The organism is Andreesenia angusta (genome assembly GCF_001855385.1).
GTDB lineage: Bacteria > Bacillota > Clostridia > Tissierellales > Gottschalkiaceae > Andreesenia > Andreesenia angusta.
Genome location: NZ_MKIE01000001.1, coordinates 17294 through 40258 on the forward strand (window position 1 = coordinate 17294; position 22965 = coordinate 40258).

The 22965-nt window shown below is 42.9% G+C and carries 26 protein-coding genes, 2 tRNA genes and 1 other annotated feature; of the genes, 3 read left to right on the forward strand and 25 right to left on the reverse strand.

The features are described 5' to 3' along the window. Positions 1-2: 2 nt before the first annotated feature. The 17 genes from EUAN_RS00070 to EUAN_RS12520 form a co-directional block, all read right to left on the reverse strand. Positions 3-818, reverse strand: a complete 816-nt coding sequence (locus EUAN_RS00070) for a TrmH family RNA methyltransferase (protein WP_071060441.1) — start codon at positions 816-818, stop codon at positions 3-5. After that, the gene (locus tag EUAN_RS00075; protein WP_071060443.1) at positions 818-1468 is read right to left on the reverse strand and encodes a potassium channel family protein; all 651 of its coding nucleotides are present in this window, start codon (positions 1466-1468) and stop codon (positions 818-820) included. Before EUAN_RS00075 ends, EUAN_RS00070 begins: the two co-directional genes overlap by 1 nt. A gap of 22 nt (positions 1469-1490) precedes the next feature. After that, the gene (locus EUAN_RS00080) at positions 1491-2870 is read right to left on the reverse strand and encodes a TrkH family potassium uptake protein (RefSeq protein WP_245674402.1); all 1380 of its coding nucleotides are present in this window, start codon (positions 2868-2870) and stop codon (positions 1491-1493) included. Between the two features lie 91 nt (positions 2871-2961). Beyond that, positions 2962-3312, reverse strand: a complete 351-nt coding sequence (gene rplT, locus EUAN_RS00085; RefSeq protein ID WP_071060445.1) for a 50S ribosomal protein L20 — start codon at positions 3310-3312, stop codon at positions 2962-2964. A 25-nt stretch (positions 3313-3337) separates the two neighbouring features. After that, the gene (rpmI, locus tag EUAN_RS00090) at positions 3338-3532 is read right to left on the reverse strand and encodes a 50S ribosomal protein L35 (RefSeq protein ID WP_071060447.1); all 195 of its coding nucleotides are present in this window, start codon (positions 3530-3532) and stop codon (positions 3338-3340) included. Positions 3533-3555: 23 nt separating this feature from the next. After that, positions 3556-4065: a translation initiation factor IF-3 gene (infC, locus tag EUAN_RS00095; protein WP_245674421.1), complete on the reverse strand. Its 510-nt coding sequence runs from the start codon at positions 4063-4065 to the stop codon at positions 3556-3558. A 221-nt stretch (positions 4066-4286) separates the two neighbouring features. After that, positions 4287-4886 carry a DUF445 domain-containing protein gene (locus EUAN_RS00100; protein ID WP_071060449.1) on the reverse strand — a complete coding sequence of 200 codons (600 nt, stop codon included), beginning with the start codon at positions 4884-4886 and terminating at the stop codon, positions 4287-4289. Between the two features lie 77 nt (positions 4887-4963). After that, complete coding sequence (locus tag EUAN_RS00105; protein ID WP_071060451.1) at positions 4964-6313, reverse strand: glycerophosphodiester phosphodiesterase family protein; 1350 nt, start codon at positions 6311-6313, stop codon at positions 4964-4966. A 23-nt stretch (positions 6314-6336) separates the two neighbouring features. Continuing rightward, positions 6337-7122: a sporulation protein YtxC gene (gene ytxC / locus EUAN_RS00110; protein WP_071060453.1), complete on the reverse strand. Its 786-nt coding sequence runs from the start codon at positions 7120-7122 to the stop codon at positions 6337-6339. Further along, positions 7119-7886, reverse strand: a complete 768-nt coding sequence (locus tag EUAN_RS00115; protein WP_071060455.1) for a DUF6873 family GME fold protein — start codon at positions 7884-7886, stop codon at positions 7119-7121. Before EUAN_RS00115 ends, ytxC begins: the two co-directional genes overlap by 4 nt. Before the next feature lie 393 nt (positions 7887-8279). Then, positions 8280-8354 (reverse strand) — tRNA-Cys (locus tag EUAN_RS00120). Between the two features lie 12 nt (positions 8355-8366). Further along, positions 8367-8442 (reverse strand) — tRNA-Phe (locus EUAN_RS00125). Between the two features lie 41 nt (positions 8443-8483). Further along, on the reverse strand, positions 8484-9377 hold the full coding sequence (gene hslO, locus EUAN_RS00130) for an Hsp33 family molecular chaperone HslO (RefSeq protein WP_071060457.1): 894 nt from the start codon (positions 9375-9377) through the stop codon (positions 8484-8486). Positions 9378-9531: 154 nt separating this feature from the next. After that, on the reverse strand, positions 9532-9732 hold the full coding sequence (locus EUAN_RS00135; RefSeq protein WP_071060459.1) for a cold-shock protein: 201 nt from the start codon (positions 9730-9732) through the stop codon (positions 9532-9534). Between the two features lie 107 nt (positions 9733-9839). Further along, a complete protein-coding gene (locus EUAN_RS00140) occupies positions 9840-10595 on the reverse strand; it encodes a class I SAM-dependent DNA methyltransferase (protein WP_071060461.1) in 756 nt (251 codons plus the stop codon). A gap of 243 nt (positions 10596-10838) precedes the next feature. Beyond that, the gene (gene hpt, locus EUAN_RS00145; RefSeq protein WP_211266248.1) at positions 10839-11363 is read right to left on the reverse strand and encodes a hypoxanthine phosphoribosyltransferase; all 525 of its coding nucleotides are present in this window, start codon (positions 11361-11363) and stop codon (positions 10839-10841) included. 99 nt (positions 11364-11462) lie between these two features. Beyond that, entirely contained in the window at positions 11463-11624 is a 162-nt protein-coding gene (locus tag EUAN_RS12520; protein WP_169817296.1) for a hypothetical protein, read from the reverse strand. 119 nt (positions 11625-11743) lie between these two features. On the opposite strand from EUAN_RS12520, the gene EUAN_RS00150 reads away from it, so the two are divergent. Continuing rightward, positions 11744-12640, forward strand: coding sequence for a phosphatidylserine decarboxylase (locus tag EUAN_RS00150; protein WP_071060464.1), 897 nt, complete (start codon positions 11744-11746; stop codon positions 12638-12640). Here EUAN_RS00150 and EUAN_RS00155 read toward each other — a convergent pair whose 3' ends face one another. Continuing rightward, positions 12641-13327 carry a 4Fe-4S double cluster binding domain-containing protein gene (locus EUAN_RS00155; protein ID WP_071060466.1) on the reverse strand — a complete coding sequence of 229 codons (687 nt, stop codon included), beginning with the start codon at positions 13325-13327 and terminating at the stop codon, positions 12641-12643. It abuts the gene before it with no gap. 86 nt (positions 13328-13413) lie between these two features. Here EUAN_RS00155 and EUAN_RS00160 point away from each other — a divergent pair, with 86 nt between their 5' ends. Beyond that, complete coding sequence (locus tag EUAN_RS00160) at positions 13414-13944, forward strand: DUF4364 family protein (protein ID WP_071060468.1); 531 nt, start codon at positions 13414-13416, stop codon at positions 13942-13944. Positions 13945-13952: 8 nt separating this feature from the next. On the opposite strand, the gene EUAN_RS00165 is transcribed toward EUAN_RS00160, so the two are convergent. The 5 genes from EUAN_RS00165 to trpS form a co-directional block, all read right to left on the reverse strand. Then, on the reverse strand, positions 13953-15263 hold the full coding sequence (locus tag EUAN_RS00165) for a bifunctional folylpolyglutamate synthase/dihydrofolate synthase (protein ID WP_245674403.1): 1311 nt from the start codon (positions 15261-15263) through the stop codon (positions 13953-13955). 19 nt (positions 15264-15282) lie between these two features. After that, on the reverse strand, positions 15283-17913 hold the full coding sequence (locus EUAN_RS00170) for a valine--tRNA ligase (protein WP_071060470.1): 2631 nt from the start codon (positions 17911-17913) through the stop codon (positions 15283-15285). 17 nt (positions 17914-17930) lie between these two features. Beyond that, positions 17931-18098: a hypothetical protein gene (locus tag EUAN_RS12525; RefSeq protein WP_169817297.1), complete on the reverse strand. Its 168-nt coding sequence runs from the start codon at positions 18096-18098 to the stop codon at positions 17931-17933. Positions 18099-18142: 44 nt separating this feature from the next. Beyond that, positions 18143-18346 (reverse strand) — a binding site (T-box leader). A 51-nt stretch (positions 18347-18397) separates the two neighbouring features. Further along, on the reverse strand, positions 18398-18931 hold the full coding sequence (pgsA, locus tag EUAN_RS00175; protein ID WP_071060472.1) for a CDP-diacylglycerol--glycerol-3-phosphate 3-phosphatidyltransferase: 534 nt from the start codon (positions 18929-18931) through the stop codon (positions 18398-18400). Positions 18932-18953: 22 nt separating this feature from the next. After that, the gene (trpS, locus tag EUAN_RS00180) at positions 18954-19955 is read right to left on the reverse strand and encodes a tryptophan--tRNA ligase (protein WP_071060474.1); all 1002 of its coding nucleotides are present in this window, start codon (positions 19953-19955) and stop codon (positions 18954-18956) included. Between the two features lie 194 nt (positions 19956-20149). Here trpS and grxC point away from each other — a divergent pair, with 194 nt between their 5' ends. Next, positions 20150-20422: a glutaredoxin 3 gene (gene grxC, locus EUAN_RS00185; RefSeq protein WP_071060476.1), complete on the forward strand. Its 273-nt coding sequence runs from the start codon at positions 20150-20152 to the stop codon at positions 20420-20422. A 37-nt stretch (positions 20423-20459) separates the two neighbouring features. Here the strand turns inward: grxC and trhA are convergent, their stop codons facing one another. Both trhA and EUAN_RS00195 read right to left on the reverse strand, forming a co-directional pair. Further along, on the reverse strand, positions 20460-21101 hold the full coding sequence (gene trhA / locus EUAN_RS00190) for a PAQR family membrane homeostasis protein TrhA (protein WP_245674404.1): 642 nt from the start codon (positions 21099-21101) through the stop codon (positions 20460-20462). A 47-nt stretch (positions 21102-21148) separates the two neighbouring features. Beyond that, a complete protein-coding gene (locus EUAN_RS00195) occupies positions 21149-22930 on the reverse strand; it encodes a bifunctional homocysteine S-methyltransferase/methylenetetrahydrofolate reductase (protein ID WP_245674405.1) in 1782 nt (593 codons plus the stop codon). Positions 22931-22965 lie beyond the last annotated feature (35 nt).

Genomic DNA, 22965 nt, shown 5'->3' on the forward strand with positions numbered 1-22965 from the left:
CACTACTTTTGTTCAATCCTCTGCCTCAGCACCTCGTACATAAATACCCCCGAAGCCACACCGGCGTTAAGAGACTCAGCTTTCCCTACCATTGGAATCTTGGCCAGCTCGTCTGAGAGCTCTACAACTCTTTCAGATATTCCAGAGCCTTCATTTCCGACCACAAGCGCCATATCTTCTCTGAGGTCTATATCGTAGAGCATGTTCTCGGTGTTTAAAGAACTCGAGACTATCTTTATACCCCTAGACTTTAGCTCAGAGATGGCTTCCTCTATGTCTTCGTAGTATATAAGCGATATGTCGAGCAGCGCCCCCATAGTAGACCTGACTGTCTTGGAATTATATACATCTACGCACCCATCTGTGACTATTATTCCGTTCGCCCCAAAGGCCTCACCAGTCCTGATTATAGTCCCCATATTTCCAGGGTCCTGAACTCTGTCTAGGAGCACGAAGAAGTTTCCCTCTGTTTTCAGGGATTCCTCCAGACTTTTAAACCCAAACTTCACAACCGCCATTATCCACTGTGGCTCCTCAGTGTCTGATATCTCCCTGAAGAGCTTTTCGTCCAAACAAAAATTCTTTGTGTTTGAGCGCTGTATTCTCTCTAGCAGGTTAGAGCCTCTATCTGTCTTTCTAATCAAGTCAGAGTAGGCTATGCACTCGACTTCATGCTCGCTGTCTAGTGCTTGCTCTACGCTCCTGACTCCTTCGATTATGAATGCAGACTCTTTCCATCTACTCCTCTTTTTCAAAAGAGATTTCAGCCATTTAAACCTTGGATTAGAGTGACTATCTATCTCTAGACCATGTTTCACTAGTCATCTTCTCCTAGCTTATTTATATTCTCAGTGTTCCCTATCACTATGAGTATGTCTCCTCGCTTTATAACATCCTCAGCGTAAGGCGATACATTTACGTCATCTCCACATTTTATGGCCATTATGTTGACGCCATACTCTGTAGGGAGTTGGAGCTCTTTTAGAGTCTTTCCTTCCCAGTCTTTAAGGGCAGTTATCTCCATCACCGAGTAGTTTGGATCTAGCTCTATATAGTCTAGCACGTTGTTCTTGACAAGGCTGTGCGCAAGCCTAATTCCCATGTCGCGCTCCGGGAATATAACTCTGTCAGCTCCTATCTTGTATAGCACTTTCGCCTGTATATCGTTCAGCGCCTTGGCTACGACATATTTTACCCCTAGCTCTTTCACTATAAGCGTAGTGAGTATAGATGCCTGTATATCAGACCCTATGCTTACAACAGCCACGTCGAAGTTTCTAACGCCTATGGCCTTAAGCGCGGCTTCGTCCATGGCATCAACCTCTATGGCATGGGTTACGTAGTCCGAGATGTTTTGGACTTTCTCCGGATCTATATCCACAGCCATCACATCATGTCCTTTTGCATAGAGACTCTTTGCTACACTTTGCCCAAACCTTCCACATCCTATAACTACAAAGTCTTTCATTTTCTTCACTCCTCTTGCGTTCTTATCCTATCATAAGCTTATCTTCAGGATATCTATACTTTCCATCGTACTGCCTGTGTCTCTTAGCAAGTGCAAAAGCCAGTGTAAGAGGCCCCACCTTGCCTATAAACATGGTTGTAATTATAACGACTTTCCCTATCCCAGATAGTTCCGGAGTGATTCCCCTAGTAACACCTACAGTCGCAAAAGCCGAGGTCACCTCGAATAGAAGGTCTAGAAATACCTGGTCTTCAGTAAACGTAAGTATCATTGTCATAGTTATAATCACAGTCATACTGATTATCGCAATCGCAAAAGCTCTAAACACAAGGTGAAGCGGAATTCTTCTCTCCATTATTTCCACATCATCCTTGCCCTTTACTATAGATGCAAGAGTTCCCATTATAACTCCAAACGTGGTGGTCTTTATACCTCCAGCTGTGGAACTTGGAGAACCTCCTATGAACATAAGTATTACAAAGAAAAGCACCGTGGCCGGCCTAAGTCCGCCAAGGTTTACACTGTTAAATCCTGCTGTTCTAGTTATTACAGTCTGAAATATAGATGCCAGCACTTTCTCGTTGAAATCCAGTATTTTTAGCGTACTTGGATTATTGTACTCCACAAGCATTACAAACACAAACCCTGAGACTAGAAGAAGTGCATTGACCTTAAACACCATCTTGGTATGGAGCGATGCCTTCTTAAGTATATATGTCCTGTTCCTTGTAATCTCCATAAAAACAGTGTACCCGAGCCCTCCAAGTATTATCAGTCCGCTTATTGTGAGTATAACCACAGGGTCTCCTACAAAATCCTCCATACTGTTTCCTATTATGTCAAATCCGGCATTACAGAAAGCAGATATGGAGTGAAATAGAGAATAAGCTATCCCTTTGAAAATTCCATACTTAGGTATAAAACTGGTCGAGAGCAGCATGGCCCCTGCAAGTTCTATCGCAAAAGTCGAAAGTATCACATATCTGGCCAAGTTCACTACTCCCGATAGATTGAATTGATTCAGCTGCTCCTGTATTATAAGCCTGTCTCTAAGCCCTATTCGCTTCCCAAGTATCAAGGCGATAAGGGTCGCAAGTGTCATAAATCCAAGTCCACCCGCCTGAATCAGCACTATTATCACCAATTTACCAAATACAGTCCAATGCTCTGCCGTATTCACTACTACAAGCCCTGTCACACTCACAGCCGATGTGGCAGTGAAAAGCGCGTTCAGAAAACCTACGCTAGCTCCATCCTTCGAAGCTATTGGAAGGTTTAAAAGAAGTCCCCCCAAGAGGATTATTCCAGCTATTCCCAGCACAAGCACCCTCGCCGGCTTCAGCTTTAAACTTTTTATTCCACTTTTAAAGTCTATTTCTACCACCTCCAAGTCGTCTCTCAATCCTATTCTATAACTTTAGCTCTATTTGTCAAATACTTTTAATATAAAGAAAAGAAGCTCCTTAAGAGCTTCTCGTTTCACCTGCTATTTACTAAGCGTTTTTCGCTATTTCAACTAGTTTAGCAAATCCTTGTGGATCGTATATACCCATTTCAGAAAGCATTTTTCTGTTCACTTCAACTCCAGCTTTCTTAAGTCCGCTTATAAACTTGCTGTAAGATATTCCATTTATTCTAGCAGCTGCGTTTATTCTAGCTATCCAAAGCTTTCTGAAATCTCTCTTTCTAAGTTTACGTCCAACGTAAGCGTAGTCTAGCGACTTCATAACAGCTTGGTTTGCTGGTCTATATAATTTACTCTTAGCTCCGTAGTATCCTTTAGCGAGCTTTAGTATTTTTCTATGCTTTTTTCTAGCATTTGTAGATTTTTTTACTCTTGCCATCTAACTCTTCCTCCTTCAATCTCTATTAATATGGTAGTAGTGGGCTTATTCTCTTTGCATCTCCACTGCTAACTGTAGTAGCTTTTCTTAAGTTTCTAACTCTTTTAGCGCTTTTCTTAGCTGTTAAGTGACTTTTATATGCTTTAAATCTCTTTAATTTTCCTGATCCAGTCTTCTTAAATCTCTTAGCTGCTCCTCTATGAGTCTTCATCTTTGGCATTATTGTTTCCTCCTTTTTTAAAACTACGAGCTTTTAGGTGACAAGAACATCACCATATTTCTACCTTCAAGCTTAGGTTTTTTATCTATTACTCCATTTTCAGAAGTTAGCTCTGCAAATCTCTCTAGTACTTCTCTTCCTGCGGCTGTATTACCCAGCTCTCTTCCTCTGAATCTGACGCTGACTTTGACTTTGTCTTCATCTTTCAGGAATCCATTGGCTTTCTTGGCCTTTGTCTGCAGGTCATTTTCCTCTATATTAGGGGTAAGTCTTATTTCTTTTATGCTTATGATCTTCTGCTTTTTCTTAGCTTCTTTTTCTTTCTTAGCTAGCTCGTACTTGTACTTTCCATAGTCCATTATCTTGCAAACCGGTGGTTTTGCATTAGGCGATATCTTAACTAGGTCAAGCTCTTTTTCTTCTGCCATTTTCTGTGCTTCTTTACACGGCACAACACCAAGCTGCTCTCCAGCTTCACTTATAAGCCTTATTTCCCTATCTCTTATCTCTTCGTTGATTTGAAGTTCTTTAATAGCGGAACACCTCCTATATTTTTTTACACCAAAAAGCGGATAGCAAAAAACTATCCGCCTTCTTATAATAAAAGCCACACTTAAAATTTCAAGCATATTTACCTTGAGAGCCCAGGCTACAAGGTGAGAAGCGGATAACTTCTTCTTCGTCTCATTTAAATCTTACTCTGTGTATTATACAGCCATAAAGAAGCTCTGTCAAGCAGTTTCTTTTATATTGTTTAGGCAAACACCACAACTGCCCCCTGTACTAGACCTATCACAAGCCCAAGGAATGCCCCTATAGCTTCTATATGCTTAAGCTCTTTGTTGGCTATATCTACAACTATCTGTTCTATTTTATCTAGCTCAAAGGAATTTATCTTCTCCTCCACTATCTCAGAGAAGTTTATCTTTCCGCCCTCTTCCTTGGACAGGTTTTCTATAAACTCCTGTATGATTCTATCTCCATCTTCCTCGACTATATTGTCTATATAGGAAACTATCATGTTCTTTATACTCGCCGGAATAATGCTTGGAAGCTTGTTTTCGACTACCTCTCTTATTTTAAATCTCATTCCGTTTTTCACCGGAGCTATATTTTCTTCCTGCATGAGTTTGCCCACAAGATCATCCATAGACAGCAGTTCTTGCTCCACCACTTGTCCTATACTCTTTGCAATCTCGGCTTTTCGCTTAGGAATAAGTCCCTGTAGTTTTATTCCCCCGATCGACACAGGGTTAAGCGGCCTAAACATAAGCTTTATAGCTATATAGTTTGTAATCCACCCTATCCCTGCACCTATAGCAGCCAGCATAATTATCTTTACGAAGTCACTCATCCACATACCTCCATCGCCAATAATTTCGTTAACATAATTATATCATATTTTGTCAACAATATCTCTATCTCAATAATCTATCTCTTCAAACCCAGCAGCGAGTCGGTATAGATCCCCGCTATGCCGTTTTCCCTACAGGACTCCATCTCTTCTATTGTGTTTATAGTGTGGCAGTAAGTCATTATTCCAAGCTTCGAGAGATGCTTTGGAAGACCTGAGAACGTCCTCTCCTTAGCCATTGTAACCGCAAAGAGATTGTTCTCTTTTGCAAACTCTATCACTTCCGAGTCAGATCGCCATACCTGATAAAGCGAGTATATTATATCTCCAAAGCCAAGTTTTCTGGCCCAAGAGTACTGCTCTTCTTCATATATCTGCGGAATAAACCTGTTCGACAGATCCGGGTACTTGCGCTTAAGCTCAGACAAGAACTCCTTGTTGCCAGACTTTATATCGGTCACAACTTTAAACTGCGGATATTCTCTCATAAGCTCCACAAGCTCATCTAAGTCCAGTGCCGTAAAACCTGCTTTTTCCGAGGCTTTTTTGAACTCCTCTTTTGTCTTATACTTCAGAGTCGTTCCGGTCCAAGCTTGAAAATTGCCCCAGTCATGCAAAAGCACATACTCATTGTCATCTGTAAGCACAAAGTCTATCTCTATATGCTCTACTCCTTTGGAAAGAGAGCTGAGTATTGCCTCCTTGGAGTTACTTATCTTAAAACCTTCGTACTCTCCTCCTCCGTGAGCTATATAGACGGGCTTGCTCTCGTTTTTAGAGTCTACCTCTCTCCATATGATCGTTCCGTTTCTCAACACATGGGAGTTTTTCCACTTCAGTGCTTCAGCAATAGCCTCTTCTCTGCTTTTAAATGTCCAGTTATCCAGATGCGTATTCCCCTGGTAGACCTTGTACATCTGGTCTCCATAGCTCCACACACGCTCTCGATTCTGTACTATATGGGAGTTTCTCCACTTCAGTGCCTCTTGTATGGCCGCCTCTTTGCTCGCAAAGCTCCATTCAGCCAGATGCGTACTCCCCTGGTAGACCCTGTACAGCTGGTCTCCGTAGCTCCACACCTTCTCCCCGCTATGTAGTATATGCGAATTCCCCCATTTAAGCGCCTCCAATATAGCCGCTTCCTTGCTTGAAAAGCTCCAGTTGGCTAAGTGTATGTCCCCTTGGTAGACTCTGTACAGCTGGTCATCCGGGCTTTTCTGATTTTTTTCTTCCAGTTCTAACTCTTGAGATTCCTGCGATTCTTCCAGCCTTGAGTTTTCAAACTCCACAGCCGTAGCCTGATCAGAGCTATCCAACTCTACAACTACAGCTTCTTCACTTGAGTCTGGCTCTAAGTTCTCCTCTGCAAAAGCAGCAGTGCTTAGCAGTATTCCTAGCGCTGAAAATACAGCAATAGCTGATTTCATTTCAAAACTCCCCCTTGTTAGCTTTATACTGTTTTGTCCTTGAATATATGCTTTACCTTGCCTTTGAAAACTTCCTCTATTTCGGCTACAAGTTCCTCGCTACAAGCCTTCTCCCTGTATATATGTATGATCTCAGGCGCAGTGCTTATAAGTGTCCCCATGACCATCTCCTCTTTGCTCAGCCCAGTTTCACTTATCTCGCTTCCTATATTCTTGACCTCAGACTGATCTATCATTTTGCTGTCTTTATCTATTATAGCATATCCTTTCTCCCCTATAACAAGACTGACCAACTTCTGTCTAGGCCTCTGCCTTCCCATATAGTATCTAAACGACGACATAAATTCACGGTAGTCAGTTTCAAGTTTTGAATCATATATGCTCATCTCCGCAAAATCTAAAATCGCATCTTTGTAGAACTTCATCCTGAACTTTATAAATCCATCTAAATCCAAAACCTCATTTTTCTCTATGTAGTTTGAAATCATCTCTAAAGCTTTTTTTTCAGTAGTTATATCTGTTCCTATGTTTTTTTCATTCGATATGTATTCCCTAACTTTACTTGAAAGCAAATCCAGGTCCCTCAGTCCATATCCCTGTCTTTTTATGTATTTTTCTATCTGTCTTTTTTCGTATTCAAACTTCACCGTGTCGAACACATCAGTCGAAAGCTTCATCATTTCAGACTTTTCTAAATCCACAGTCACAGTTCTGTAGCTCTTGTAGCTGGATGTCGACACCTTAAACCCGCGACGCTCTAAACTTTTCTCAAACTCCAGATATTTTTTTAAAACAAATACCTTTTTCACAACTTCACTCCTTTCCTGCTCTTTAAGAAAATAATACTGCCCAAGTCCACTATGCTTGAGTTCGATGCCAAAGTGACTTTTACACCACAAGATTTCACGAACTCATCTATTCTTCTTTTACTCTTGTGGTTTCTATAGCTTCCTGAAAGCACCAGCTCACCTTTAGATATCATACCCCCAGATCCGCCTATAAATCCATACTCCATGCCATCCAGCACTATTCCACCAGGCTCTATCACACAGACCTCTACGCCACAGCTTCCAGACAAAACTCTTGCAATCCCTTTGTCTGAAGTCAAGACATGGCTGTCCCCAATTGGAAGCAGAGAGCATTTGGAGTATCCCTGCTTGACATATACCCACTCCACATTCTCTTTATCCAGATAATACTTCAAAACAGGGTCAGTATATTTTAGATTGTGCAATGCGAAATTTCCTACTCTCCCTACATTGTACCCTATATTATATGGGTAATCCATCCCAATTTCTGACTCTCCGGCTATAACCTTAAGTCCATGTGATTCCAGTCTGTCCTTGTAGTATTCAGCTACACTCGGCGCTACGACTATATCTCTTTCATTCACCGGATGCATAACTATGTCTGGATGATATGAAACTGCTTCATAGGTACTTTCACACCGAACAGTCTTTATGACCAAGACTCCCATTTCTCTCAGGTTCTCCTCTATCTTAGGAGAAATCCTCCCATCCACAACCGCTATATCTCCTCTTTCACTTGGAATAAACGGATTTCTAGCTTTCATAGAGCGTCTCCTTTCTAAATGTCAAAATTAAAAGTGCCAAGGACAGATTGTCCTTGGCACTTTAGCTTAGATATGATTAATTTTCCGCTCATTTCCCCACTGGTTTGATCTCATATCTGAAAATCTTTATGTATAAAAGATTATTAGAATTCCAAATTCATATCTAAGCTTCCCCGCCAATATATAGTGCAAGTTTCGTGCCAACTTTGCATTGTAGTAAAAAAATATTTCAAGCTGTATTTTGCTCGCTCAGGGCTCTTGTATTTAATCTAGTTTTATTTCACCTTGGAAAACAGCTCAATCTACGTATGCATATTTTGCATAGTATGAATTTTTTGCAAGTCCTAGGTTCTAAAAAACTCTGTCCGAAAACAGAGTTTTTTCAATATGTATTGGAGGCGACACCCAGATTTGAACTGGGGAGTAAAGGTTTTGCAGACCTCTGCCTTACCACTTGGCTATGTCGCCCTATATATGTTATGGTGCCCAGAGGCGGAATCGAACCACCGACACGGGGATTTTCAGTCCCCTGCTCTACCGACTGAGCTATCTGGGCTAATCTCTATAACATATAACATCTTACCTCATATTCTTTATTTAGTCAACACTTTTTTGTCTTCCTATTTCATCAATCATGGAATTGAGTTCTGGCTTTTCAAAGACATACTTCTCATTGCAGAAGTGACACACTATCTCTACTTCCTTTTCATCTAGCATAGACTTAAGTTCCTCTTCGCCAAGACTTATCATTATGCTCTCCATCTTTTCCCTAGAGCAGTCGCACTTCAGACTCACATCTTTTCTGTCCATTATCTTTGTTTCAAACCCTTCGAACACCTTGTTCATTATGTCTTCAGGAGCAAGTCCTTCTGAAATCATCTTAGATATAGGGTCTACCTTAGAGAGATTTTGCTCTAGCTTTGAAATAGCTTCCTCTTCTGCATCTGGCATTACCTGTATTATATAACCCCCAGCACCTTTTATGCTGTAGTCTCTATCTACTAGCACTCCAAGGGCTACTGCCGACGGCTGCTGCTCAGATCTTACAAAGTAATTGGCCAGATCCTCTCCTATTTCACTTGTCACAAGCTCAGACTGGCCTATATATGGCTCTTTAAGTCCCATATCCCTTACAAGTATCATCATACCAGGTCCTACTGCTCCTCCTACGTCCAGCTTTCCATCTTCCCTCAGAGGGATGTCCACCGCTGGGTTAGATATATAGCCCTTGACCTCGCATTCGCTGTTCGATATAGCTATTATAGTCTTTATCTCGTTTTCGCCTTTTATCTGAAGGGATATCTTGTCTTTCTCGTTTTTAAGCATATAACCCATGATGGCAGTAGCTGTCGCCGTTCTCCCCAATGCCGCTATAGAAGTAGGCGTTGCATTGTGTATCTTCCTGAGCCCTTCTACAAGCTCTGTAGTTGTGGCTATGAAAAAACGGAAGTTCCCGCCTTCTTCTATTCCTCTTATTATATAATCACCCATATGTTTGGCCTTCGGCCACTCACTCCTCTCTGTATTTAGCTATATACATAGAAAACCCCGAAAAGCTTCGGGGTTTCAAAATTCTTTAGTTTTGCAAGTCAAGATCGTATAGAAAAAATCTATGTAACGATTGTTTCAACTTGGATTAGAGCCATTACACTAGTGTAACGTCAGTAGCTTGAGGTCCTTTTTGTCCTTCTGATATTTCGAATTCAACCTCTTGGCCTTCCTCTAATGTCTTGTATCCGTCAACATTTATAGCTGAGTAGTGTACAAAAACATCTTCTCCGTTTTCTCCAGAGATAAATCCATAACCCTTAGTTGCATTAAACCATTTAACTGTTCCCTTAACCATCTTAAAACATTCCTCCATTAAGTAAATTAGTGAAGTCTCACTTACAATGGAAACGCTTCCATTGCGTAAATGATATCACAAGCCTCTTCCCATTGTCAATTGTAAATCTACTCTTTTTTACAGAGGAAGAATATCCTCTCCGCCCTGTCTTTGCAGTCTTTTGAAAAGTCAAAGTCGCAGTAAATTCTCACGTCTTCAAACCCAGATTCCTTTAGCAGTTCCAATATTTTTTCACTCCTGTAAGCTCTCTCTACGTGGTGTTCATCAAATCTGGAATACTTTCCACTCTGCTCGTCTTCTATAAAGAAAGTCAGGTAGAAATTGCATTGCTCGCTGTCGCTCTCGTATTCATTTTCCCAGACATAGAAAATACCGTCCCTGTCCTCTGTAAAGGTATTGTCTCCTATTATCTCGCTCAGCTTGTAGTAGCTGTTTATATCAAAGAGAAATGTTCCACCATCGTTCAAGAGGCTGTAGGTGCTCTCGAAGACTTTTTTCAAGCTCTCCTCGTCTGTTATATAGTTTATGCTGTCGCAGCAGGAAAGCACCAAGTCGTAATGCTTTTTTATGCTCATCTGGGTCATGTCCTGCCTTAGAATCTCCAGATTGGGTATCCCCTTAAGCTTTTGCTTGGCTATTACAAGCATCTCCTCTGACAAATCAAAGCATGTCACGGACTTCACCTTTTCATCGCGGCATATCTGCTCTGTTATATTGCCTGTTCCGCAGCCCATCTCCAACACCGAGCTGTAGCTTATACCCTCCTTCTCCAGTATCTCCTTTAAAAAGCCGTACCAGCTTCTGTAGTCCACGTCGTACATAAGTGAGTCGTAGTAACTTGCAAATTCAATATAGCTCTCCAATTCTCCACACTTCCCTTCTCTACATCTTGTTAAGAAAACTTAAAACTTATCACCTTGATTTTGTCATTTCTCAGTGATAGACTGTAATTGTTAGTGAGAATACTACTTTCCCAATCCCCTTTTTTAAGATAGTATTCTGGTTTAACATCTATAGTGGACTATATCCCCCAAAAAATAGTCCCTCATTACAAGACTATATTTAATACCTTAAAAAGCACCCTCGGAAGGGTGCTTTTTTAATTGCTATTCTTCATCTACAAAGCTGAATATATACGGCACTCCTCTGTAATAATCTCCGTAGTCAAGCCCGTAGCCCACTATGAACAGGTCCGGTATAGTCACCCCAACGTAGTCCGCTTCTATTTCAACGAGTCTTCTCTCCGGCTTGTCTAAGAAAACACATGTCTTTATGGTCTTAGGGTTTTTCTTCTGGAGATGCTTTACTATCTCACTCATTGTATTCCCAGTGTCAAGTATGTCATCCACTACAAGCACATGCTTTCCATCTATGTCAGCTTTGAGGTCTGTAACTATCTTCACCTTTCCACTCGATTCTTCTTTGTCCTCATAGCTAGAAGTGGTCATGAATTCAACTCTGTTCTTTATCTTAAGGCTCCTCGCCAAGTCAGCCGTAAACACAAAGCTTCCCTTTAAAAGCGAAACTAGAATTACATCCTCATCTCCGTAGTCTCTAGATATCTCCTCGCCTAGCTCTTTTACTCTCTTCTGTATCTCTTCTTCGGGTATCACTATCTTTCTCTCTTTCATCATCCTGAAACTCCAACTCCTCTGTTTAGTTTTCTTCAATAGCCGAAAATAATTCTATTTTAGTGAAAACAGTTTGTCAATTGATACAGCTATATATGACTATATCTTCTTTTTTAGCTTTTCATTTTCAAATCCAAGCTCTGTATTTTTTTCGATCGCCACTCTTATGCCCTTTATCTCCGACAGTATCTTGTTCAAAGTGTACTGTATGCTTATCAAGACCACAAAGAACACTATGGTAAGTATGACTTCTAAGTTCAAAACACCGCCCCCTTGAAAGTCTTTTCACATACTCATTCTAACATATTTTTGCTTGATTTTCTCTCACAAATAGTCTAATGTATCCTTATTATCAAAATTACATAAAAGGGAATGATTTAATGGATATTTACTACATAGACAGATCGAGTGGCGAGAAAAAGAAAGAGCTGGTAGCCGGCGAAAAACTCATGCGCTGGACTTTCGAGTCCAGGCCAGGCATGTTTTTCCTAGAGGCAATAGTGAAAAAGAAGCTCATTTCCTCTCTCTACGGGAGCTTTCAAAACACTTATTTAAGCAGGAGGAAGATAGACAAGTTTGTGTCTGAATTTAAAATAGACTTAAGCGAGTCAAGCAGGGAGCACTCCAAAGAATATCGCAGCTTCAACGACTTTTTCACCAGAAAGCTAAAGCCAGATGCCAGAACTGTAGACAGTTCTGCCGATTCTCTTATCTCTCCATCCGACGGGAAAATGCTAGCCTACCAGGATATAGACATAGACTCTCTCTACCAGATAAAGGGCTCTACTTTCTCACTCTCAGAGCTGCTTGGAAGCGCAGAGCTTGCAGAGGAATACAGAAAGGGCACTTTTCTGATAGTAAGGCTCGCTCCTTCTGACTACCACAGGTTCCACTTTGTAGACGACTGCACAGTCGCTTCTCATTCAAATATCGACGGGGACTTCTACTCGGTAAATCCCATCTCTTTAAAGTCCATAGAAAAGGTATTCTGTCGAAACAAGCGTGAACTCTCAGTTCTAGATACGCATAATTTCGGCAAGGTCCTTTATCTGGAAGTGGGAGCCACCTTTGTAGGTTCTATAGTACAGACTTTCAAGCGAAACTCAGGCCAGAAAAGAGGCGATGAAAAAGGCTACTTCAAGTTTGGAGGATCTACCGTGCTCCTGCTGCTTAAGGAGCGTTCAGTGGAGATTGACTCCGATATACTGAGAAATACAGCCCTAGGCTTTGAGACATCAGTCCGTATGGGCGAAAAAATAGGTTGCAGAATAGACTAGCTAAGTCCTGTTCTGCAACCTTTTTCCGTATGGACAGCATGACACGCATATGCCGCACACCGAGCCTCTACCTATGTCTCTGTATTCTTCGCTCATATGGCGGCTACATGCATATGCGTCGTATATTTCTTCTCTCGATTTTCCGACTTCCCAGTTCACGCCCCTTATGGCAAGCGACGGGCAGTTCACCATGCAGATTGTGCAGTCGCCGCACTCGGATATATCTCTGGGCTTGTCGTACTCCATCTCCATATCTGTGACTACCGTCCCAAGCCTTACCCTAGGTCCATACTCTGGTGTCACGAGACATGCGCTCTTGCCTATCCACCCTATCCCGGCCCTTGTAGCTACCATCTTGTGTGATATCAGGCCCTTGTAGTTCTCGCTCTCGCTTTTGACAGTCTGGGAAGCTGCCACCCCCATGGCCAAATAGCCTCTGTTTTGTATCTCCATTGAGATCCTGAGGCATATCTGGTCTATAAGGAAGTTCACCGTTCTGTAGTGATGGTAGTATGTGTGAGTTGGGCTGTCCACCACATCGTTCATTATCTGATCAGAAAGCCTCACAGCTATTGAAATCCCGGTCTTTAGATGTGAATGCTCCGGAGACAATAGTCTCTCTATACTCCCCACCCCTACAAGTGAAGCTCCCATTTCCTTTGCTATTTTCTCGATTTTTTCTCTCATGCTTTTCCGCCTTTGCTATATTCTATCTTATATTTTGAAAACATTAATGATATAATTGATTTAAATATCTTAGAGAAGGTGAGTCCATGTTCGAAGAAAGTCCAAATGAAGTCGTTCAATCAAAGCTCTTGATACTATATATACTTGACAAAGTCGAGAATCCACTTACAAACAGTGAGGTGACTCAGTTCATCCTGGAGAACAACTATATGAACTACTTTATGGTGCAGCAGTTTTTAAGCGAACTTGTAAACGCAAAGTTCATAGAGTTCTCTACAAAAGACGGAAATGAGTACTACCATCTGTCCAGTGCCGGAAAGGCGACGCTGGAGTTTTTCAACGACAGAATTCCCGAAGAGATAAAGGCAAATGTAGACGAAAGCTACGAGAAAAAGAAAAGCGACATGATAAAGGAAAGCCAGATAATCGCCAACTATTTCAAAAAAAACGAAGCCGAGTACATAATAATACTCAAGGTCATAGAGAAAGACATAGTGCTGTTTAGCCTTTCGCTCAATGTGCCGTCAAAAGAACAGGCCAAGCTCATATGCCGAAACTGGAAAGAACGTTCCAACGACGTCTACAAAAACATACTGGAATTATTGATAAACGAGTAGGGAAGCCCCTACCCGTTTATTTTTTTATTTGCAATTCTCCTGACATCCCCTATAAGGTAGAGCGATCCCGAAAATACTATTAGGTCGTTTTCTCCAGCCGCTTCTATGGCCTTGTCTATGGCCTTCGAGATATCTCCTTCCACTATTACATCGTCTTTGTAGGCCTTGAATTTAGGTCCCAGCTCCTCTGCACTCATGGCTCTGTGTATGTTTGGAGTTGTGACTATTATCTTGTCTCCAACTGGAGCCATCTCAGCCACCATATCGTCTACATCCTTGTCGGCAAGTATGCCTATTCCAAGTATAAGCTTGTCGTACTCGAAAAGCTCGCTAAGCGCCTTTTTAAGGGCAGTTATACCCTGCATATTGTGTGCTCCGTCTATCAGGAACCTTGGGCTCTTGCCTATCATCTCAAGTCTTCCCATCCATCTTGTAGCTTTAAGCCCTTCTCTTATATGGCTCTCATCTATCTCCACAACGCCTTTGTCCTTCAGTGTCAAAAGCGTAGTGATTGCAGTAGTGGCGTTTGAAGCCTGATGCTTTCCTATAAGCTCTATCTCCAAGCCTTTGAGCTCGTAGTCTCTGAACTTGAAGTCAAATACGCTTCCAAAGTCGCCTATTCTCTCTATCTTGAGATTCTCAACAGGCACGTTGACTATCTCGTTGTTCTGATCTTTGGCCACGTTTTCTACTACTTCCTGAGCCTCCGGCTCTTGAGGGTATATCACAACAGTGCCGTCTGGCTTTATTATTCCAGCTTTTTCGTAAGCTATCTTTCCAAGTGTGTCTCCAAGTATGCCTATGTGATCCATCCCTATTGGAGTTATAACCGCAACTTCCGGCTTGGATATGGCGTTTGTGGCGTCGTATCGCCCTCCCATTCCAACTTCCAGCAGAACTATGTCCACCTGCTTTCTGAGGTAGTACTCTATAGCGATAGCCGTAACTATCTCAAACTCCGTAGGATGGTCGAATCCCTCCTCCAGCATCTGTTCCACTTTCTCTTTTACGTAGAAAGTTATCTCGCTTAGGTCTTCATTCGAGATGTACTCGTCGTTTATCCTGATCCTCTCGTTGAAGAGCTCTAGGTAAGGAGAGGTGAAGAGGCCGACTCTGTATCCGGCCTTCTCTAGCACTTTAGTTATATAAGAAGATGTAGACCCCTTTCCATTGGTCCCTGCAACGTGGATGTACTTGAGCTTCTCCTGTGGATTCCCCATAAGCTCAAGCAACTTCACTATATTGTCCATCCCAAGCACTATTCCGAACTTGTTGGTGCTGTGGATATAGTCTAATGCTTCGTTTATACTCACTGTCATCTTTTTTCACTCCCGAATCTTATTTTTTAAGGCTCTCAAGTCTCTCAATCACTTTTTCCATCATGCTCTCGTACTTGGCTTTTTTCTCTTTTTCCTCGTCTATTACAGACTGAGGTGCCTTGCTCACAAAGCCCTCATTTGAAAGCTTTCCGTTTACTCTCTTGATCTCGCCTTCCAATTTGGACTTCTCTTTTTCAAGCCTCTCTATTTCCTTCTCCATGTCTACAAGCTCTTCTAGTGGAAGGAATATCTCAGTCTTTGAAACTACTGCGGAAACAGCGTCGTCGCCTATTCCAGACTTGTCGCTCTTCACCTCTATCTCTGAAGCTGAAGCTAGAGTCTTGAAGTATATCTCCGAGTTTTCAAGCAGTTTAGCCACGCTCTCGTCTTCAGTCACGAATATTGTCTTGGCCTTTCTCGAAGGCACTACATTCATCTCTGCCCTTATGTTTCTGATGTGCTTTATACAGTCCATCACATACTCAAGTCCCTCTTCAGACTCCTTGTAGCTGTTTTCTTGGGAGCATTGAGGCCATTCAGCAGTTATAAGCACATCCTCTACTCCTGGAAGCGAGCTCCATATCTCCTCTGTTATATAAGGCATGAAAGGATGAAGCAGCTTCAGTATCTGCTTTAGCACATGAAGCAGCACACCTTTTGCAACAGACTTGGTCTCCTCATCTTCCCCGTAGAGCCTAGGTTTTACAAGCTCTATATACCAGTCGCAGTACTCGTTCCAAGTGAAGTCGTATATCTTGCCTGCAGCTATCCCAAGCTCATACTTGGAGAGGTTTTCGTCTATCTCTGCTACCACTCCGTTTAGCCTTGAGATTATCCACTTGTCTTCCTCTCTAAGTGCATTTCTGTCGAGTGCATGGTCTCCCTCTAGGTTCATCATCACAAATCTAGATGCGTTCCAGAGCTTGTTTGCAAAGTTCCTGCTCGACTCCACTCTCTCTATGTGGAATCTCATGTCGTTTCCAGGCGTGTTTCCAGTCACAAGCATAAATCTAAGCGCATCTGCCCCGTACTCGTCTATAAGCTCCAGCGGATCTATTCCGTTTCCAAGCGACTTGCTCATCTTTCTTCCCTGCGAGTCCCTTACAAGCCCGTTTATAAGCACGTCTTTGAATGGGACTTCTCCCATATGCTCTATCCCTGAGAAAACCATTCTGACTACCCAGAAGAAGATTATGTCGTATCCTGTTACAAGCACGTCTGTAGGGTAGAAGTAGCTTAGATCTTCAGTCTCTTCCGGCCAGCCAAGCGTAGAGAACGGCCATAGCGCTGAAGAGAACCAAGTATCAAGCGTGTCAGGATCTCTCTTTATGCTAGAGCCTGCACATTTAGGGCATGACTTAGGCTCTTCTGAAGAGACTATTACCTCTCCGCAGTCGCAGTAGTAAACAGGCAGTCTATGTCCCCACCAAAGCTGTCTAGATACACACCAGTCCCTGATATCCTCTAGCCAGTGCGAGTAAGTCTTTCCGAACCTCTCCGGCACGAAGTTGACTTCTTTACTCTTGTAAGCCTCTAGTGCAGGGGCTGCAAGCTCTTTCATGGATACAAACCACTGCTTTGAAATCAGTGGCTCCACTACAGTCTTACATCTCTCACAGTGGCCTACGTTGTGAAGGTGATCTTCTATCTTTACAAGGTATCCGCCTGCTTCAAGATCCGCCACTATTGCCTTTCTGGCCTCGTATCTGCCCATTCCGGCGTATGCTCCACCGTTGTCGTTTATGCTTCCGTCGTCGTTCATCACCTTGAGCTGTCCAAGGTCATGTCTCTCTCCAACCTCAAAGTCGTTAGGGTCGTGTGAAGGAGTTATCTTAACAGCTCCGCTTCCGAAGTCCTTCTCTACATAGTTGTCCGCTATAACAGGTATCTCTCTGTCCACCAGTGGAAGTATCAGCGTCTTGCCCACAAGATGGCTGTACCTCTCGTCTTCAGGGTTCACTGCAACAGCGAGGTCTCCAAGCATAGTCTCTGGCCTTGTAGTCGCTATTATAAGCGATTCATCGCTGTCTTTCACAGGGTATTTTATATGCCAAAACTTGCCCTGCGACTCCTCATGCTCCACCTCTGCGTCAGAGATAGCCGTCTGACAGCTTGGACACCAGTTTATTATCCTGTCTCCTCTGTACACAAGACCTTTCTCGTACAGCTTTATAAATACCTCTTCAACAGCCTTGCTTAAGCCCTCATCCAGCGTGAACCTCTCTCTAGACCAGTCGCATGATATCCCAAGCTTCTTAAGCTGGTTTCTGATATTTCCGCCGTACTCCTTTGTCCAAGCCCAAGCTTCGTCTAAAAAGGCTTCCCTTCCTATCTCGTACTTGGTCTTGCCCTCGCTCTCAAGCTTGCCTACAACTTTGGCCTCTGTGGAGATGCTCGCATGGTCCGTTCCCGGAAGCCAAAGCACTTCATACCCAGACATCCTCTTCCATCTTATAAGTATGTCCTGCATTGTGTTGTTGAGCGCATGACCCATGTGAAGGTTTCCTGTCACATTCGGCGGCGGCATCATTATGGTGTACGGCTTTTTGCCACTCTTAGGGTTTGCCACAAAGTAGTCCCCGTCTTCCCACTGCTTATATATCTTGTCTTCAAAGTCCTTAGGACTGTACGTCTTAGCTATATTATCCATTTTCTACCTCCAGTTTCTTATTTTAAAAGCATAAATATAACACTCAGAAACAGCAATCCAAGCCCTATAGATTTGACCTTTAAGAGCTGTTTCGTGTCTTTTATCTTGCCTTTTTTCAACATTATGTCGCTGCCAAAGAGAATGGCAGTTGAAGCGATGAAAAGCACTATTCCTAAAATATACATTTTCTCACCTTTTCCTTTTAAACATAAAAAAACCCCCGTCCAATTATAAGGACGAAGGTTCGCGTTACCACCCTATTTCCGGAAGTTCCGGCACTCACGATCTTTAACGCAATCACCCGCCTCCGCCTACTCCGTTCAGCAGAGGTGCTCCAGAGCTACTTTCAATCCCATTGCCCTGCGGATTTCTCAGCCTCAATCCACTCTCTGTAAAGGATAGTGATTTACTCCCTCTCTTTCCTAGCTATCGTATTCAATTCTACAACTATAAATTATTATACCATGGTTGTTTTGTCAATACTCTACTTTATTTCTCTGTGAATTTCCCTAAACATCCTGTAGTAGTTCAGGAATGCCATAGTCATAAAGACTATTATGGTCGTTGCAGCAAACAAGTTCACCCCTCTGCCCAGCTCAAGCGAAATCAGAAAAATCCCCAGGTAGAATACGACTGTGGCCAGTTTTCCGTACCTGTTGGCAGGTACAACCACTTTCTCGCCTCTGAAGTAGAGAACGAGACCTCCAAGTATCATAAGTCCTTCTTTTACAATGACTACAGCCGGAAGCCATACAGGTATATATCCTCCTATTGTAAGGCATACCACAACTGTTATCTGCATAAGCTTGTCTGCCAGCGGGTCGAGTACAGTCCCCCACTCTGTCACCATGTCGTACTTTCTGGCTATATGTCCGTCTAAAAGATCCGTGATTCCAGCAACTATAAAGACCAGCGTGGACAAGAGCAGATTCTTCTCTATATTCGGGGAAAAAAACACCCATATATATACCGGTATCAGAAAAAATCGGGCCGTGGTGAGCATATTAGGTATATTCATATTTTAGTCTCCTTAGCTTGATCTAAAAACTCTTTGGAATGAATCCTATCTTCTTGTAAACCTTTCTGAGCATCTTTGCAGCTTTTCTCTCGGCCTTTCTAGCTCCTTCAGCGTATATGGCCTCCAGTTCTGACTTGTTGGACATGTAGTAGTTCACCTTTTCCCTTATAGGCTTAAGCCCGTCTGCCACTATGCAGGCCAAATCCTCTTTGAAATCTCCATATCCCTTTCCGTCGTACTTTCTCTCTATCTCCTCTATCTTCTCTCCAGTGAACTTAGAGTAGATTGTAAGCAAGTTCTTTATTCCAGGCTGTTCATCGCTGTACTTCACCACTCCTAGAGAGTCTGTCACAGCCCTCTTTATCTTTCTCTTTATGGTGGCCTCGTCGTCTAGCAGGAGTATATATGCGTTAGGATCCTCGTCAGACTTGGACATCTTCTTTCCTGGCTCTTGAAGACTCATTATCTTGGCTCCGAATTCAGATATGAATGGCTCCGGCACAGTGAAAGTCTCGCTGTATCTGTTGTTGAACCTCTCGGCCAAGTCTCTCGCAAGCTCTAGATGCTGCTTCTGGTCCTCTCCTACAGGAACTACGTCGGCATCGTAGAGCAGTATATCTGCCGCCATAAGCACTGGATATGTGAAAAGCCCTGCATTTAGATTTTGCTCGCTTTTTTGAGACTTCTCCTTGTACTGTGTCATCCTGTTTAGCTGCCCCATGTAGGTCATGGTGTTCAGCACCCATCCAAGCTCGGCATGGGCGCTCACATGCGACTGTATAAAGAGCGTGTTCTTCTCAGGGTCAAGTCCGCAGGCAAGGTATAGCGCCAGTATCTCTAGCGTGTTTTTCCTGAGGTCTTTAGGCTCCTGTGGAACCGTTATAGCGTGCATATCCACTACGCAGTAGTAGCAGTCGTACTCCTCTTGAAGCTGAACCCAGTTCTTTATGGCTCCAAGGTAGTTCCCTATAGTGAGGGCTCCAGACGGCTGCACTCCGCTGAATATAGTTTTCTTATCTTCCATAGTTATTCTCCTTTGTACTTCTCTGTATTCATAGCTTATATTATATATTTATTTCCCGGATAGTTCAAATATATTCCCATTTCACTTGTCTGCTCTTTAGCTGAAATAGTTTTTGAAAGTAAATCTTTATTTTTGGATATAGTTGTTTTTAAGTGGGTATAATAGATACAAATACGATCTGGGAGTGATTTTAGATGAAAAAAATAACACTGTACACTAAAGACTACTGTCCTTACTGCAAGAGCGCAGCTGCGCTGCTTGAAGAGAAAGGCGTTGAATTTACGGAGCTTGACGTCACAAATGACCAGGCTGAGCTTGACAAGGCCATAGCGATTTCAAACTGCAAGACAGTTCCGCAGCTCTTCGTAAACGGGAAGTTTATAGGGGGCTTTGACGACATGAAAGACCTAGACGACAAAAAAGAGCTAGACGACATACTTGGCGTTCCTTGCCAAGGCTACTGCTAAGATGCAAAAGAGCCGAGAAAAAATTCTCGGCTCTTTTTTAATGAGGAAGCATGTAGAACATAGTGAAGAAGTGGCATGCACTTCCGCCCAGCACAAACATATGCCATATGGCATGGTTGTACTTGAGTCCTTTCAGGCTGTAGAAAACCGCTCCTATAGTGTATATAAGCCCACCAGCCACCAGAAACACCATACTCTTCATGCTGAGCAGCTCTGCAAGCGGCTTTATCGCAAACACTATTATCCAGCCCATAGCCACGTACATAACAGTTGAAAGCATCTTGAACTTCTGTATGCAGAATATCTTGAAGACTATCCCAGCTATGGCTATGGCCCAAACTATTCCGAATATTGTCCACCCAAGCGCTCCTCTCAGCGCTATAAGCGTTATAGGCGTGTAGCAACCAGCTATGAGCAGAAATATCGCAGAGTGGTCTATTATCTTGAATACGTCCTTGACTCTCCCTTTGGGCATGCTGTGATAAAGCGTAGACGCTAAGTACAGAAAAATAAGCGTGGCCCCGTATATGCTGTAGCTCACCATATGCCATGCATTTCCACTTTGACTGGCCGATACAAGGAGCACCACAAGTGCTGTTATGCCCAGCAACACGCCGATGCCGTGCGATACAGCATTCATGACTTCCTCCGACCTAGTCAGCTCTCTCTTTTCTTTCAAAGCAATCATCTCCCTTTACATAATTATATACCCTTTTTCGGAGAATATCATCTTATCTTCTCAAGTATACTCTGTATTATCTCTATCCTTCCAAAAGGCGTTATAAAGTAAAGTCCGTCCACCTTGTCTCTTATTCTTCTGACCATATCCACAGCTATATCTATTCCTATGGCTTCAGATTCAGCCTTATCCACAGTTTCCCTGAACATATCTACATACTTGTCCGGGATGTGAATTCCAGGGACCTCGTTGTTCAGGAATAGCGCATTCTTGTAGCTCACTATTGGCATTATTCCCGCCATTATCTTGACATTCGGCTCTCGCTCCATGTTTTCTATATACTCTATGACGCTTTCTTCGAATATAGGCTGTGTAAAGAAAATTTCTGCGCCTTTTTCAACTTTCCTCTTGAGCCTTCCCATCTGGGCGTCTTTGTTCTTTACATTCAGGTTTAGCGCGCCGCTTATAAGCATAGAATCCTGCTTGAATATCTCGTGGTTCATCTCTGAAATCAGGTTTATAAGTTCATACGAATTCAGATTGAATACGCTCTTGGTCGAAAGCTTGTCTATGTCCAGTATAGGATCTCCCGTGATGGCCAGTATATTTCTGATTCCATCTATATGGGCTCCCAGCACGCCTGACTTTATGGCGTTTAAGTTCTTATCCCTGCAGCAGAGATGCGGTATTGTCTCTATTCCGACTTCCCTCATTATCTTAGATGCCACCATCATGGAGTCCACCCTTGCAATAGCCCTAGGTGAGTCGGCGACCGTGACCAGGTCTATACCCTCTAGCTTGCACACTCTGGCGCTCTCCATCAGCTTCTCTATATCTGTGTCGAACGGAGGGTCCAGCTCCACAGCCAGCACAAACTTCCCCTGCTCGAGCTTCTCTTTAAAGCTGTTTACGCTTTTTTTTTCACTCACTTCCACGATCTTTGCACTTGTCTCGGGCTTTTCAGCTTGAGGCAGTCCGCTTTGAAGCTTTCTATTTATAGACCTTATATGCTCCGGTGTAGTGCCGCAGCATCCTCCCACTATCTTGGCCCCTAGCTCAGATATGTTGTAGACTATGTCTGCAAAGTAGTCTGGATTGTTCACATAGACCATCCTGCCGTTTTCTATCTCAGGATAGCTTGCGTTTGGGAGCACTGAAATCGGGTCCTCAAATACATCGGCGTTTTTAAGCACCTTGTATAGATGGGCCGGCCCAGATCCGCAGTTGAATCCGTACATGTCTATTCCATCTATTTGCTTTACAGCCTCAACCAGATTCTTGATGCTTATGCCCTTTCTGGTGAATCCGTCCATGGTGACAGCAAACTGAGTCAATATGAACACTTCAGGATTTTTTCCCTTTATGTATGAAGTGATCTCCTCTAAATACTCAAGCGTTCCGAAAGTTTCAAACACAAAGACCTCGGCTCCATTTTTCAGGAATCTGTCTGCTACGTATCTGTACTCTTCGAGCACGTCTACAGCTTCGACTCCCATCCTCGACTCGTGTATAGGCCCTATACTGCATCCTATAAACACCTCTTTGCCTTCTACTGCTTCTTTTGCTATGCTGTAGGCTTCGTCTATTATCCGTCCTACCGTCTCTCTAGAGGCCTCCAGTGTAACTGTGTTCGCGGAAAAAGTATTTGTCCTTATAAGTTTCGCTCCAGCCTCTATATACTCTCTGTGTATCCTGGATATCACCTCTGGCTTCTCTAGGCTTGCAAATTCACAGAAAGATATCTTGTCTCCTGTAAGCTCGCTGTAGTAAGTCCCCATAGCCCCGTCAGCAAGCAGTGTGTTTTCCTTTAAATACTCTCTTATATTCAATTCAATCCCCCTTTCAAGACTTTCATGCTTGTTCC

What these genes read in the sequence shown, in the direction of transcription:
- EUAN_RS00075 (WP_071060443.1), bottom strand. Translation starts at nt 1,468, where the DNA reads ATGAAAGACTTTGTAGTTATAGGATGTGGAAGGTTTGGGCAAAGTGTA.
- rplT (WP_071060445.1), bottom strand. Translation starts at nt 3,312, where the DNA reads ATGGCAAGAGTAAAAAAATCTACAAATGCTAGAAAAAAGCATAGAAAA.
- rpmI (WP_071060447.1), bottom strand. Translation starts at nt 3,532, where the DNA reads ATGCCAAAGATGAAGACTCATAGAGGAGCAGCTAAGAGATTTAAGAAG.
- EUAN_RS00100 (WP_071060449.1), bottom strand. Translation starts at nt 4,886, where the DNA reads ATGAGTGACTTCGTAAAGATAATTATGCTGGCTGCTATAGGTGCAGGG.
- EUAN_RS00105 (WP_071060451.1), bottom strand. Translation starts at nt 6,313, where the DNA reads ATGAAATCAGCTATTGCTGTATTTTCAGCGCTAGGAATACTGCTAAGC.
- EUAN_RS00115 (WP_071060455.1), bottom strand. Translation starts at nt 7,886, where the DNA reads ATGAAAGCTAGAAATCCGTTTATTCCAAGTGAAAGAGGAGATATAGCG.
- hslO (WP_071060457.1), bottom strand. Translation starts at nt 9,377, where the DNA reads ATGGGTGATTATATAATAAGAGGAATAGAAGAAGGCGGGAACTTCCGT.
- EUAN_RS00135 (WP_071060459.1), bottom strand. Translation starts at nt 9,732, where the DNA reads ATGGTTAAGGGAACAGTTAAATGGTTTAATGCAACTAAGGGTTATGGA.
- hpt (WP_211266248.1), bottom strand. Translation starts at nt 11,363, where the DNA reads ATGAAAGAGAGAAAGATAGTGATACCCGAAGAAGAGATACAGAAGAGA.
- EUAN_RS00150 (WP_071060464.1), top strand. Translation starts at nt 11,744, where the DNA reads ATGGATATTTACTACATAGACAGATCGAGTGGCGAGAAAAAGAAAGAG.
- EUAN_RS00155 (WP_071060466.1), bottom strand. Translation starts at nt 13,327, where the DNA reads ATGAGAGAAAAAATCGAGAAAATAGCAAAGGAAATGGGAGCTTCACTT.
- EUAN_RS00160 (WP_071060468.1), top strand. Translation starts at nt 13,414, where the DNA reads ATGTTCGAAGAAAGTCCAAATGAAGTCGTTCAATCAAAGCTCTTGATA.
- EUAN_RS00165 (WP_245674403.1), bottom strand. Translation starts at nt 15,263, where the DNA reads ATGACAGTGAGTATAAACGAAGCATTAGACTATATCCACAGCACCAAC.
- EUAN_RS00170 (WP_071060470.1), bottom strand. Translation starts at nt 17,913, where the DNA reads ATGGATAATATAGCTAAGACGTACAGTCCTAAGGACTTTGAAGACAAG.
- EUAN_RS12525 (WP_169817297.1), bottom strand. Translation starts at nt 18,098, where the DNA reads ATGTATATTTTAGGAATAGTGCTTTTCATCGCTTCAACTGCCATTCTC.
- pgsA (WP_071060472.1), bottom strand. Translation starts at nt 18,931, where the DNA reads ATGAATATACCTAATATGCTCACCACGGCCCGATTTTTTCTGATACCG.
- trpS (WP_071060474.1), bottom strand. Translation starts at nt 19,955, where the DNA reads ATGGAAGATAAGAAAACTATATTCAGCGGAGTGCAGCCGTCTGGAGCC.
- grxC (WP_071060476.1), top strand. Translation starts at nt 20,150, where the DNA reads ATGAAAAAAATAACACTGTACACTAAAGACTACTGTCCTTACTGCAAG.